Below are 12,007 nucleotides of genomic sequence, written 5' to 3' on the forward strand. Positions count from 1 at the left end.
GTTTAAGTTTGTTCTACCTCCCTTTCCCCAACCTTCACAGTTTTTCGTGAAGTAATTGGATTATTATGGTAACGCTTTAAAGGTAGAAGGGGATTGGTTATGGCAAAGTTTATTAGCATTTTGCGTAACTTTAATGGTGAGTGTGATTTACTTTTTCATTTTTTTTAGTGTATTTGATGGCGGAAATCCTGCCGAAACAGCGATTTATACAATCGGAACAATAACTGTAATACTTCTATCATTTTTGATTACATTAATATTCTATTTAATAGAATTGGTTCAAAGGAAATAGTAGCGTTTTGCGTTTCTGTAATAAACAGGAACGCTTTTTTTGTTGTTGGGGTAAAGGTTATTTTTAGGGATGACTTCCTTTTTGTAGGCGAAGACTATTTAAAAAAGGTTAAGGGTGTGTGGCAAGTGCGTAGAAAGATATGTTTAATGTTTTCATTAATCTGTACGGTTATTTTATCTGCTAGTGACCTGGTGTTTGCAAAAACCATTGATAGACCTCTTACAACTGAGGAATGTTATATTAAAATGGGTTATAAATCTGTTGAAGAAGCAGTCAAGGACTTTGAAAATCATTTTAAGGAAGATGTAAGGCTTCCATCTATGAAGCCTTCTATTCCTTTCAACCTTCAATTTGGGAAATTTCATGAAGATAAAGCGTATAACACAAATGATTATCTGGATATACAGTTTATGCACAAAAAATTACTAGGAAATAATTTCACAATTAATATTCGAACTCTTGAGAATAAACTTGTTTTTAAGGAAAAACCTGGTCAAAAACTGTATACACTTAAAAATGGACAAAAGGCTCTTTATTTTGAACATCGATTTTCATCTAATTTTCTTGTTTTTGAAAGTGACCATTGGCAATATATGTTTGGAATCGACAAAAGAGTGTCCGACAAAGTTACTCCAGAAGTATTAGTTGAAATCGCTAATTCCATTCCCGAATAGGAAGGGACATTAAATGAGCATTGGTTAATCACAGCCAATGCTTTTTATTCCCATTTAAATAGTATTCCTTTATCAGAAGCTTAGTGGAAACGGGACACCCACAGATGTTCTGAATGGCTTTAGGAGGCGTTTTAAAAAGGAATTTTTAAGGATGTTAAAGAATAAAATGGGGTAAGAAAATTATGGGGATATAAATGGGTCTATTATATATTATCTTACATAAATTAAGTCCATTCTTTGAAGTAATTAATACTGTTGCTTTAGTTTGGATTGTTGTTTTATTAAAACAACTTATTAAAAGTAAAAAATAAAGGCTTGTTCTACTTCAACTTCAGCTACGTTTCTGTACCTTGCAAGAACGTTTTTTGTATTGGATTAAAGGAGTTGGTTAGCGGAAGCATGTGCAAAGTATTGAATTTGAGGGGAAATATGAAGTTCAGATGTGGAGATACTCCGTATCTAAACCCGTTAAGAAACGAGGTGTCATTTTGGCGACACTCTGTTCTCGATTGATTGTATTGTGTATTACTTAATATTGTGTAATGGAAGGAGAAGTTCTATGTCAAATATTACTTGGGTCGTACTAGGAGCATTATTACTTAGCATTATTGATTTCATCATGTTTAATAATGAAAGCAAAAGATGGAAATGGTTTGCAAAAAAGCCTTTGGTTCAAAGGGTTGGTTTACTTTGTGGAGTTTTTATAGCGATTTTCTTGCTTAATTATGTAGTTTCATAGTCATTAGTTATCACTAAAGAGAAAAGCAATAATCAGCCAATGTTTGCGTTTCTGTAATACACAGGAACGCTTTTTTGTTGTTGCTACAAGGAGAAGGATTCTAATAAGAAGTAACAGATAGGAGATAATACTATGGAAAACTCATTAGACTCGAGGTAGTAAAATGGCATTTTCTATTCGTTTATTCGTGTTTATTCTCCTACTTATGTTTAGTAGTAACCCAATGATAATAATGGCTAAAGAAATTAAGTATAACCACAACAGCGAAACCATTTCAGAAATAAAGGAAAAAGTTGATTTTACCATTTTGACTCCAAGAAAGATTCCTAACGATTGGATATTAGATACTAAAACTTCCCCTTGGATAATGTTGCTTTATATGAATAGTAAGGATACAAAATTGATGATTGCTATTCATTTGAGAAAAGGATTCCCATTATCCAATGAAGATTTTCCTCATTCTCAGCAAGTGGATATTAATGGAAACAAAGGTTATTTTCACAAATGGATAGATAGTGGTGAAGTTGATAAAAATGGAGACACAATTACTGGTGGCTTACTTAATTGGGTACAAGATGGTACTTATGTAGAAATGAATAGTTCAAGATTTTCCAAAGAGGAAATGTTAGAAATTGCAAGGTCAATGAAATAACGTATTGAACAAAGATGCGTTTCTGTGATAGGCAGGAACGCTTTTTTGTATTGTGGTAAGGGTTAACTTCTACAAGCTACGAAATGCTCAAGAGCACTTAGAAATAAGGATGTGGTCATTATCAAGCTTTTAAAAGTTTTGGTTTTGTGTATTGTTTTAACCTTTTTCTTTTCAATTGGAGCAAAAGCTAACTATACCAGCGAGCAGTTCCAACAATCATATTTTGAAATTGGCTATACAGGTATTCATAAAGCGTTAAAAGAGAGTAGCAAGCATTTTAATCGTAATATCGAATTGCCAGTTCAATTACCTCCAATTGCTTTTACCCATACCTTTGCAAGGGGAGATAATATTGAAGAAAAACCTAATACTAAACTTGAAATCGAATACATAAATAAGGATATGCCTCAGAATCACTATATGATTTTTGTCCAACCCACAAATTTTGGATTAAAAATTAAAGAAAATTTTATTGACCAAAGGATAAAGGAAAATGATGGTGTTAAAGCAATCTATAGTACCAAAATTGTAAGGGGATTTAACCTCTTTGTATTCGAAAAAAATGGATTCCAGTACGTTTTAAGTGTTGATAAGAGAATATCTAACAAAGTAACACCAGAAGTATTACTTGAAATTGCTCATTCAATTCCCGAATAAGCATGGACATTAAATAGCATTGGTTTATTACAACCAATGCTTCTGTTTAAATTATAGCTATTTTTTATTTAAATCAAACCGAGTTATTTCTTTACCATCTAGAGTTACTATTAAAGAAGCATCTAAAGCATTGTTTTTAAGTTTTTCTAACTTTTCCTTCGATGGAACTCTTAATGGTACTTGGGGGTTTTCTTCGCTTACACCTAATTCGAAAGTAAGTATGAAATCCCCGTTTTTATTAGGTTGGATTTCCCCATCAAAAGAAGTTCCATAGCCTACACCCGTTCCATCATATGAAGAAGGTTTAAAAATATTAAAACCAACTGTTTCTTTGGAGATAGCTACTAATTTATCATCTGGTTCAATTTTTACTTGCAATCCCTTACCACCAATTCCTCCAATTTTTTGATTTCCAATATTTTTAATCTTAAACTCATAGTATAACGCCGTTGGAACAAGTTCCTGTCCTTTCTTATCACCTTCTGTTATTCCAATTGAACCAACTATCCTCTTGTCTTTAACAATATCAACTTTTGAATTTACAAGTTCTAAAGATTGTTTGGATGAGCAAGCTGTAAAAAGAGCAATAACCGATATCAATCCTAGCAGCTTAATAAACCGTTTCATATTTAACCCCTTTTTTAAAATTCTATTATTTTATCATGATATTTCCATATTTTTGAAAAAATACCTTAAATATTATATATCTCCATTTGTAAGCATACTGCGATTTAGACTGTGAGTGTGGCTAGTTTGGATGATACAGATACACATTCAATCACAAACTGGCATTCGGTAGGTTCCGAATAGCAAAATAGTTGTAAGTTATATGTAAAAAAATAGGGAGTATTAACGATTTGGATTTATTGAAAATCAATCCTAAAACGATACTCATTCCAATAATCAATAAAGTTTGATGAGAAAAAAGCACATTATTGAATTTATTAATTAAAATCCATTCAGGAAAATGTGTTATTAAAAATAGGAAAGAAGTAACTATATTCCTAATAAATGGTGGTGATTTTTTCTTGTTCAAGTAAAGGTAGCAGGTTAGGGGAAGGAGGATTTTTAAAATGTTTCGCAGAATAAAACCTCATAAAGGAAAAATATGGGGGTAAAATTTTTGAAAAAATTAATTGGGATTGCAGTAATATTAGGAGTCATTTTTCTTATGTTACACTCAACTCCAAAACTGGCTTTAAGGACTTGTGTATTTTTTATGGGGTATCCAAAAGCAGCTTTTATAACCGACATAGGTGATGATGAATATCATAATAAATTTGATAAGAAAAAATTTACTAAGTTAAATGCAAAAGCATACACCCTGACAAAACCACCATTCGATAAAGCAACTGAAAGTGAGTTAAGGAATTACCTTGTACGGAAGAAAGGCTTTTTATATTTTGCTGATTATTATGGTGAATTATAAATTTTCTACATCAACTAAATGGGTAAGTTTAACAAGGAATCGTAGTTGTGGCTCTTTTTCTTGTTCAGTAACTGGAGGGAGGTTAGTACAAGGGGATTTCCAATATTATCCTAATAAACTAATTGCATGATAATGGGGAGGAATCTATGAACGAGTCTGTTTTATTTGAAAAAGTTAAAAGGTATCTAGCACAAAAATACAATTGTCACACGATAATATTATATGGTTCATATAGTAGGGGTGATTTTACTAAAGAAAGTGACTTAGATATTGTTTGCTTCTCAGATATAGATGAGGATATGAATAACGTAGATTTTTTCGAAGGTAAACAATTAGACGTTTGGATTTATAACACGGAAAAGATGAATAATCCTGAACACTTTTTGCATGTGAATAGAGGGAAAATATTGTTGAATGAAAAGGGCTTTGCCAAAAAGTTTTTGTTAGGAATTGAGAATATATTTAATAACGGTCCCAAAAAACTATCAAATGAAGAAAAAGAGTTTTTGAAATCCTGGCTGAGAAAGATGTATCTACGGTCAAATAAGAATGATATTGAGGGTAATTATAGGTTTCATTGGATGCTTAAAGACAGCTTGGAAATCTATTTTTCACTAAAGGGTTTATGGTATTTAGGTCCAAAAAAAGCATTCAGTTGGCTTCAAGATAATGATGGGGTTGCTTATAATCTTTTTAATAATGCTTTAGCAAAAGATGTAAAAAAGAATAACATTGAAGAATTACTTGAATACTTGTACGGAATGTAGTGATTTCTTTAACAAATAACGGGTGCTTGAATACAAGAAGGGAATGCTGCTGTAGCAGCCTTTTTTATTGTACTAGCATGAAAGAATATTAAATTTGAATAAGGTGAGGTGAAAATTCGTGAGTGAAAGAAAATTGAGATATAAAAAAAATTTATTGTGGGGTACGTTTTGTTTAATCGGAATTTTGTATGTATTACTATTTATTGGGTACCAATTTCTAATAAACCTTTATCATTCTTCTCTCAGTCTAATTAGCATTTCAGCTATTTTATTACCATTTGCATTTTTAATATTATTTCAATGGGTTTTATGGACCCATAACTATTTTAGGAACAAAGGAAAAGGAAAAGTAAAAAGTGCATTTGTTGTGATAACAACGCTCGGCGTCATTCCACCTTTATTCTGTTTAGTCAAGTTAGGATTAAACGAATATAAATATAATTTCACTGTTGAAAATTGGATAAAGTCCCCTACCGAAAGAGTGTATATTGTAGATGATTTATTGAATGATTATGAACTAATAGGTATGACAAAAGACCAAGTAAATACTCTGTTGGGAAAACCAACTACAGCCGATTATTTTAAAGATGACAATAATATCGTTTATTATCTAGGGAATGAGCGAGGACTAATTAGTATTGATAGTGAATGGTTAGTCATTTGGTTTAACAGTAGCGGGAAGGTCGTAAAGTATAAGGTACTTAAAGATTAAAGATGAGATTTTTTCTGTTGTATCAACAAAAAATTTCTTCAACTAACTGGCTGTTTGAGTTGAACATTGGGGTTGTTGCGGGCAATCCCATTTTTTCTTCAACAAACCCGGGCAGTTTAGTTCAGGGATTTTGGTGCTTATAGGAGAAAAATAATTATTATGTTTTCTTGGGGATGTGTTTAGGAATGAAAGATAGTTTTGTCACTGGCTCGTTTGATTTCATTATTCGTGGGATAGATTTATCCCCTGATGAAATAACAAAGATGTTAAACCTTAAACCTTCAAAAGTTAGAAAAAAAGGGGAAATAATAACCAAAGACATAAAAATGAAGGATTCTTATTGGAATTATCAAGTGAAATTTAAAGGTTACGATGAATTAAATCAAGCGTTAGAGAAATTTTTAAGCACACTATTGCCTTACAAGGCTTTTATCCGTGAAATCTCTGAAGGTTTTGATGCTTATATATTTTTTAGTTTACGTTCAAATTTAGGACAAATAGGCTTTGATTTACAACCCAAGACTTTAAGGGCATTAGGTGATTTAAATATTAGATTTGAAGTGAATATACTTTCATATGGTGAAGTTGAGGATACTTCTAATTGAACAAAAGTAAAGGTAAAACAAATCTGAATGCAAGAACGAGTTTGTGAAAGTTCTACTTAAACAAACGGGTGCTTTCAAGTTTTTGTATAGAAAGAGCTGATTTAAAATGTCTAAACAAGGGTTAAAGGCTGCAATCCAATATGGAGAAAAACTACCTGTGTTTAAAGGTTTAAAGGAAGCACAAACGTTTTTCTTTAATTACAAAGATGAGTTATTAAAACAATTTGAATTAATTAGCCAAGAATCTACATTATTCAAAGCGAATTATAAAGTGGAAAGCTTGAAAGGCTTGGAAAAATGGTACTTTGAGTTATATGAAAAGAATGAATTTGTTAAATTGGGGATAAATAGAAATGAATTTGAAAAAGCAATGGCAATTTATTTTGGAGAATTAGTCGTACTCAATAATAAAGATGCAATTTGGGAAGTTGAGGAATACCCTTTTGTACCAGAAAGATACACATTTGGAGTAAGGAAAGGATTAGGCAGTATGTCATTAGGTAATTGGTTTATTGACCATTTTAAAGAACCAAGTAATAAAAGAAGAAATTCTTTGTTTAGAAGGTACAATCATTACTTTAATGATTAAAACGATATGTCTTATTCAACATACGGGTGCTATAGTAAAACAACAAAAGGACTGTTTCAGTCCTTTTTCTTTCGTTATTGTATTCTATTGATTCTTATTAGTTGAGTGGTTTAGTAAGAACGTATTTAAATAAAGGTGGTAGCTTGTTAAAACCAAGCGATGTCTGTGTTTCGCTAGGATAATTATAGGTCTTTAAGTGCGTGTGATTTATTAACTTCACTTCAGGTCCATAAGAAATCTGCATTAGGGAAACAGAGTAATTCATAGTAAGCTACGAGGTGTTTACCAAAGAGTTGGGCAAAAAGGTGTTACCTTAACTGGTAACACCCATTTTTATAAATTAAAGTTAGTTTTTATTTAGGGAAGTAAATGTATTTAAATTATAAATAAGGGCTAGGCAATCTGAGGACTAAAATTTTTAACAACTTTTTCTGATTGCAATAATTCATTTAAGGCTTGCTGATTAATCACTTCATTAAAATCAGAAGGTTGGTCTAAGGAAATTCCTCTACGATTAGCAACAGAAAAAATTATACCTATTTCATAATACATATTTTTCGTAAGAATACCTTTTTCGATATTATTAATAATTTCGTAGTAAAAACGAATTAATAACTCTTCAGGTAACTTTTCATAGAAATCCATTTTTTATTCACCTCAAACTTCAATGATTGTAAGCCTTTTCAATAATTATACCATTATTCGTATTATTATTAATTTTAAAATTGTGTGAAATTAAAAACACTATGATTTGTATCGTAAATAACGGAGTGATAAACCATTTAGCTATGCGAAGGATTTAGTGAAAGTAAGAATATCTTCATCTTGGGATAGCCTTAAAATTGGTATAATTATGATTTCAAAATAGAAATATTACGTAATATACATTGTCTCATTAAGAAATATCAAAAAAACTGGGCAATTTGGATGTTAAAGGGGGTAACTAAAAAGCTAATTGGTTCGGTTGACAGGGTGAAAACTTCAAAAAGTAAAACAAATAGTAAACAAAAGGGGCAGCTAATTCGCTGCCCTTTTAACATCGAAACTGGCATAAACTTAATAACCCTTATTTGGACAAATGTTTGTAATCAACTATTTCGATTTTAAAACCGTGATTACATTTCTGCTTATTAATCTTTCCACTATCACAGGATGGAGATACTCTTACCTTAACTAAATCTTCTTTAACATTATCACTATTTCTGTAAGGAATATTAATACTTACGGTAACATCATAAGAATGATTGTCGTTGTACTTTATACCGACGATTCTTTGCCATTCCCAGCCAAATAGTTCACCGCCTCCATACTCTTTTATCACTCTTTTATCAATAGTTGGTAATAAAAGGTCTGAAATAATATCCTCTGTTGTGACATACAAGTCTACTGCCTTTGGTACGGTTTCTGCTTTAACAGTTTGCATTGGAGTAAAAGCAAATATGAAAAATCCTATTAAGATTAAGCATCGTATTTCCATTGATATTCACCCATATCCACATTTAATCTTTATCCTTCCCTGATTATCCTTGTTTAAAATTAATTTCCTGTTAGCTAATCTATTATCCATCCAATTAGCGCTGCATTTAGCAAGTAAATTGGCAAAAGCACAAAAATTTATATGCTCCTGCCAAATGGTGTGCGAATTTATATGCTAATTCTAAGGCTAAAGCAAAAAACATTGATTTAACGATAAAAAAAGAGGTACCAAATCATTTACGATTTTTACCTCTAATTGTATTGCTATTTAATATTTTCTCCCTCTGTACCGAACACGTTATTAAAAAGCTACCCTTTTTATTTAATTTTTCTGTTATTCTACCTCTCAATCGAACCTTTTACTTGTTGCAGCTCTATCTCTTTCTAATCATTTTACTTCCAATGTACTATTGGAGAAATGAACGGATGAATAGTAACTGTTAGTCCCTGTTTTCTGTTATACATTCCTCTTCGGGCTTCATATTAATCTGTTTCCACTTTTCATTCCCTGCTTTACGGAATTGAGCAATTTCTACGTCAGTTCCATTTGTTAAAGTAAAAAATATAAAACAATAATCAGCCCCATCATTCCCGTTAAAATAAATATTTTTTACAAAACCATTTTTTACTGTTGGATATATTTTATGAATCAATTTGCACCAATTGCCATACTTCACCTCTACAACTGATTCAGCATCATGACTCCATCCATGATAGGGTGCGCAAAGAAAGTCCTCTTCAAATTTTTGCATATCTGATATTCGATAACCTTCTTGTTTGTGAACAAGTTGGATAAATCCGTAAGAATATCCAAAATATTCAGCACTTTTACCTTCAAATCCTTCAATCGTTTCAATTTCATAAAAAAACCTAATCCCATGGTTTATATCTGGTACTCGACAAAGCTTTATTAAATTCGTATGCCCTACGCCAGCAAAAGAATTCAAATAGTCTTCATAGCTTAATTTTTGTTGATACTCCTTAGACAAAAAATTGTATGCAAGGGGAAATGGAATACGCGCATGACCAATTGTACCGCAACTTCGCCAACCCATATTTTCCGCTTCACGCAGAATACTAAAATAATTGAGAAGAGTATCATCAGGTGTTCTTGTCAATTCGATTGGTACTATGATTTGGTCATAGGTTTTATCATAATAAGGAGAGAAGGACTCCCAAGTGTTAAATCTCAAATTTAAAGCAGGCAAACAAGATGGACGAAAATATTTTTGATGATAATCAGTTAGGTTCATTTGATTCCGTAATAACACATTCATCACCCACATTTAGTTTATGGGTGAACGAAGGATAGGTGATAGACCACTATCTTTCTAATTATTTAATGCTTATTTCGTAAAGTGGTGAGTTGCAGTAACAAAAAGCAATCAAAGTTTCCCTTAAACGCCCTTCATCTTTATAGCAATAAACTAGTTCTAATGAAAAACTGTAATTTTTATAATTATTCTATGTGGATAACAACCTCAAATCCTGTTGGTTTTCCTTTAAAAGGAGTTTGATTTTCTCTAAAAACCAAGTCCAAACCAGAAATCTCATCTGGTAACGGAGGAGAAACAATGAAGTTATAATTCATGTGTCCATTATTTCCTCCTCCGCCAGTAATTCTACAATCATATTCTTCTCCTAGTGATAATTCCCAAAAGCTGTGTCGATGAAATCTGTCTCTAGATGGCTCCTCTTCAGGTTCCCAATCAATATTAAAATTAATAACACTTGCATTTGCGTATTGCCGAATAAATGTTACGGAATACAAACACTGTTCTTTTTCCACTGACTTTGAGACAGGTAGGTACTTTTTGAAATCTGTTGGTTCAACCTGCGGTCGAAAATGGTCATCATTTTCTAATACACCAAATATCGACCTCAGCAGGTCCTCATAAAGGTCAAATTTTTCTGCCCACTTTGAAATATCTTCAAGTGGCGGAAAACCTGGGTTATTGTTTGAAATATCCTTTCTCTGTTTTAATAAAGAACATATTTGCTCATCAATTGGGATTAATCGTTCATCATAATGCTCGGTTGGTCGTTCAAACGGCATTCGTTTCATAATATTTCCACCTCAATTTTATTTATTAGCTCGTTCCTATATTAACAAATATTGGGATTCCGAAAAACCATTTTAATTAGCAAATGGTCCTAAATTTACCTTAATTCAAACTATCTTATCCAAATGAGGGAGGTCTTTCATATTCAACTACTCATTTTTGTGCTTCTAATTAGATTCTTTATTTCTCACTGTTGAACAAGAATTAAAAAAGGATGGTACAATAAGAAAAAAAGAAGGTGGGATATATTGGAAAATATTTTATTTGTGGTTTTGATAATCATAGCGATTCTAATTGTTGGTTCCTGCTTGATTAAAACATCTTTTAATAAAAGAAAAAGAATTATAACCGGAATTGTTTTAATACTTTCAGTCTTTTTATATCCAATGTTTGTACCGTTTTTTGGCGGAATTGGTGGATTGGATGGAGTAGTAAGTTTAATGGCTTTTCATTTTATTCTATTGGTAGGAGGTTTATTAACTTTAATTGTCGGATTCTTTACTAAGTCAGAATATAAAAAAATAGATAAACAAACCAATAACAAGCAGCAATAATAAATTACACTGTAGCTCAAAAAGCAGGATAAATTCATATTCGAATAGCCCTTCTTTTTCTGTTGTTCATGAATATTATTTTTTTTGTTTTGTGCTTTAAAAGAGAAACCGTTTAATTTGCCTAGTATTTTCCGGATTTGTTGTTTCTGGCATTTAATTAATGTATGTTTGGTCATTATGTTAATAAATTTTTTATGAATTATTTCTCAAAGAAATGCTGTATAAATATTAGTATTTATACATATTTTTGAGACTATTCTTATTGAACAAACGGGGCAGTATAGTTAAAGAAGGAAATCCCTTCTTTAGAGGTGAATATGGTGGTAACAACTTTATTAGGAGAATGATATGAAAAAAATGTTCAGGTAATTGACGGTGCAATTAACAGTACGTTTGAAATTTATGAAGTGGATATTGAACTGTTTGATATTCTTTTTCCAAATGGTAAAGATATTGCATTTGCAAGTGACTTCCCAAACCTTGACGACACTGATTTCTATACAAGATTTTACTCAAAAATGGTGGATAAGAAAAAAGTTAATGGCATACACGGAACACTTCATCTTGAGGATTTAGCAAAGAAAAATTTTCCAAACAGAAGAGAGACAGACGCTGGAAAGTATTAGACATTCATAAATCTTATTAAGCTCTAACGGGTGCTTGTGCGGCCGAGCATAGGTCGTATCATATAACGGGTGGGATTCCCGTCGAGTAAGAACTAGCCATTCGCTCGTAGCGAGTCTTGGAGGGCTAAAGGTAACTTTAGTCTTTAAGCGTAGACAGTTAGGTAGCGGGCCG

The 12,007-nt window shown here is 31.8% G+C and carries 17 protein-coding genes; 11 read left to right on the top strand and 6 right to left on the bottom strand.

From position 1 onward, the window contains the following. Nucleotides 1-417: 417 nt before the first annotated feature. The 4 genes from E2K98_RS13000 to E2K98_RS13015 all read left to right on the top strand — a co-directional run bounded on the left by E2K98_RS13000 (nucleotide 418) and on the right by E2K98_RS13015 (nucleotide 3,014). Complete coding sequence (locus tag E2K98_RS13000; protein ID WP_133334671.1) at nucleotides 418-966, top strand: carbon monoxide dehydrogenase; 549 nt, start codon at nucleotides 418-420, stop codon at nucleotides 964-966. Between the two features lie 559 nt (nucleotides 967-1,525). Then, complete coding sequence (locus E2K98_RS13005) at nucleotides 1,526-1,705, top strand: hypothetical protein (RefSeq protein WP_133334673.1); 180 nt, start codon at nucleotides 1,526-1,528, stop codon at nucleotides 1,703-1,705. A 163-nt stretch (nucleotides 1,706-1,868) separates the two neighbouring features. Further along, entirely contained in the window at nucleotides 1,869-2,357 is a 489-nt protein-coding gene (locus E2K98_RS13010) for a DUF4367 domain-containing protein (protein WP_133334675.1), read from the top strand. Nucleotides 2,358-2,468: 111 nt separating this feature from the next. Continuing rightward, a complete protein-coding gene (locus E2K98_RS13015; protein ID WP_235824796.1) occupies nucleotides 2,469-3,014 on the top strand; it encodes a hypothetical protein in 546 nt (181 codons plus the stop codon). Between the two features lie 57 nt (nucleotides 3,015-3,071). Here the strand turns inward: E2K98_RS13015 and E2K98_RS13020 are convergent, their stop codons facing one another. Continuing rightward, nucleotides 3,072-3,641 (bottom strand): hypothetical protein, encoded by a 570-nt coding sequence (locus E2K98_RS13020; RefSeq protein ID WP_133334677.1) that lies wholly within the window; start codon nucleotides 3,639-3,641, stop codon nucleotides 3,072-3,074. Nucleotides 3,642-3,792: 151 nt separating this feature from the next. After that, nucleotides 3,793-4,050: a CPBP family glutamic-type intramembrane protease gene (locus E2K98_RS32320; protein WP_165976257.1), complete on the bottom strand. Its 258-nt coding sequence runs from the start codon at nucleotides 4,048-4,050 to the stop codon at nucleotides 3,793-3,795. A gap of 87 nt (nucleotides 4,051-4,137) precedes the next feature. Between E2K98_RS32320 and E2K98_RS13030 the strand changes: the two genes are divergently transcribed. The 5 genes from E2K98_RS13030 (at nucleotide 4,138) to E2K98_RS31440 (ending at nucleotide 7,116) form a co-directional block, all read left to right on the top strand. Then, on the top strand, nucleotides 4,138-4,443 hold the full coding sequence (locus tag E2K98_RS13030) for a hypothetical protein (RefSeq protein ID WP_133334679.1): 306 nt from the start codon (nucleotides 4,138-4,140) through the stop codon (nucleotides 4,441-4,443). Between the two features lie 146 nt (nucleotides 4,444-4,589). Next, nucleotides 4,590-5,210 carry a nucleotidyltransferase domain-containing protein gene (locus E2K98_RS13035; protein WP_133334681.1) on the top strand — a complete coding sequence of 207 codons (621 nt, stop codon included), beginning with the start codon at nucleotides 4,590-4,592 and terminating at the stop codon, nucleotides 5,208-5,210. Between the two features lie 118 nt (nucleotides 5,211-5,328). Next, nucleotides 5,329-5,922, top strand: a complete 594-nt coding sequence (gene bamE, locus E2K98_RS13040; RefSeq protein WP_133334683.1) for an outer membrane protein assembly factor BamE domain-containing protein — start codon at nucleotides 5,329-5,331, stop codon at nucleotides 5,920-5,922. Between the two features lie 185 nt (nucleotides 5,923-6,107). After that, on the top strand, nucleotides 6,108-6,527 hold the full coding sequence (locus E2K98_RS13045; protein WP_165976258.1) for a DUF4279 domain-containing protein: 420 nt from the start codon (nucleotides 6,108-6,110) through the stop codon (nucleotides 6,525-6,527). 106 nt (nucleotides 6,528-6,633) lie between these two features. After that, entirely contained in the window at nucleotides 6,634-7,116 is a 483-nt protein-coding gene (locus E2K98_RS31440; RefSeq protein ID WP_208025362.1) for a hypothetical protein, read from the top strand. Between the two features lie 393 nt (nucleotides 7,117-7,509). On the opposite strand, the gene E2K98_RS13060 is transcribed toward E2K98_RS31440, so the two are convergent. From E2K98_RS13060 to E2K98_RS13075, 4 genes are all read right to left on the bottom strand, one after another. Continuing rightward, the gene (locus tag E2K98_RS13060; RefSeq protein WP_133334687.1) at nucleotides 7,510-7,761 is read right to left on the bottom strand and encodes a hypothetical protein; all 252 of its coding nucleotides are present in this window, start codon (nucleotides 7,759-7,761) and stop codon (nucleotides 7,510-7,512) included. A gap of 421 nt (nucleotides 7,762-8,182) precedes the next feature. Continuing rightward, entirely contained in the window at nucleotides 8,183-8,593 is a 411-nt protein-coding gene (locus E2K98_RS13065) for a DUF3888 domain-containing protein (RefSeq protein WP_133334689.1), read from the bottom strand. 439 nt (nucleotides 8,594-9,032) lie between these two features. Next, nucleotides 9,033-9,863 carry a hypothetical protein gene (locus tag E2K98_RS13070; RefSeq protein WP_133334691.1) on the bottom strand — a complete coding sequence of 277 codons (831 nt, stop codon included), beginning with the start codon at nucleotides 9,861-9,863 and terminating at the stop codon, nucleotides 9,033-9,035. A gap of 188 nt (nucleotides 9,864-10,051) precedes the next feature. Further along, the gene (locus E2K98_RS13075; protein ID WP_133334693.1) at nucleotides 10,052-10,657 is read right to left on the bottom strand and encodes a hypothetical protein; all 606 of its coding nucleotides are present in this window, start codon (nucleotides 10,655-10,657) and stop codon (nucleotides 10,052-10,054) included. A 246-nt stretch (nucleotides 10,658-10,903) separates the two neighbouring features. Here E2K98_RS13075 and E2K98_RS13080 point away from each other — a divergent pair, with 246 nt between their 5' ends. Further along, entirely contained in the window at nucleotides 10,904-11,209 is a 306-nt protein-coding gene (locus E2K98_RS13080) for a hypothetical protein (protein WP_133334695.1), read from the top strand. A gap of 407 nt (nucleotides 11,210-11,616) precedes the next feature. Beyond that, nucleotides 11,617-11,835 carry a hypothetical protein gene (locus E2K98_RS13085; protein WP_133334697.1) on the top strand — a complete coding sequence of 73 codons (219 nt, stop codon included), beginning with the start codon at nucleotides 11,617-11,619 and terminating at the stop codon, nucleotides 11,833-11,835. Nucleotides 11,836-12,007: the final 172 nt, after the last annotated feature.

It is taken from the genome of Bacillus salipaludis (assembly GCF_004358205.1).

Excerpts from the sequence above, each read along its gene's own strand:
- E2K98_RS13065 (WP_133334689.1), bottom strand. The coding sequence starts at position 8,593 with ATGGAAATACGATGCTTAATCTTAATAGGATTTTTCATATTTGCTTTT.
- E2K98_RS13005 (WP_133334673.1), top strand. The coding sequence starts at position 1,526 with ATGTCAAATATTACTTGGGTCGTACTAGGAGCATTATTACTTAGCATT.
- E2K98_RS13020 (WP_133334677.1), bottom strand. The coding sequence starts at position 3,641 with ATGAAACGGTTTATTAAGCTGCTAGGATTGATATCGGTTATTGCTCTT.
- E2K98_RS13035 (WP_133334681.1), top strand. The coding sequence starts at position 4,590 with ATGAACGAGTCTGTTTTATTTGAAAAAGTTAAAAGGTATCTAGCACAA.
- E2K98_RS13010 (WP_133334675.1), top strand. The coding sequence starts at position 1,869 with ATGGCATTTTCTATTCGTTTATTCGTGTTTATTCTCCTACTTATGTTT.
- E2K98_RS13045 (WP_165976258.1), top strand. The coding sequence starts at position 6,108 with ATGAAAGATAGTTTTGTCACTGGCTCGTTTGATTTCATTATTCGTGGG.
- E2K98_RS13060 (WP_133334687.1), bottom strand. The coding sequence starts at position 7,761 with ATGGATTTCTATGAAAAGTTACCTGAAGAGTTATTAATTCGTTTTTAC.
- E2K98_RS31440 (WP_208025362.1), top strand. The coding sequence starts at position 6,634 with ATGTCTAAACAAGGGTTAAAGGCTGCAATCCAATATGGAGAAAAACTA.
- E2K98_RS13075 (WP_133334693.1), bottom strand. The coding sequence starts at position 10,657 with ATGAAACGAATGCCGTTTGAACGACCAACCGAGCATTATGATGAACGA.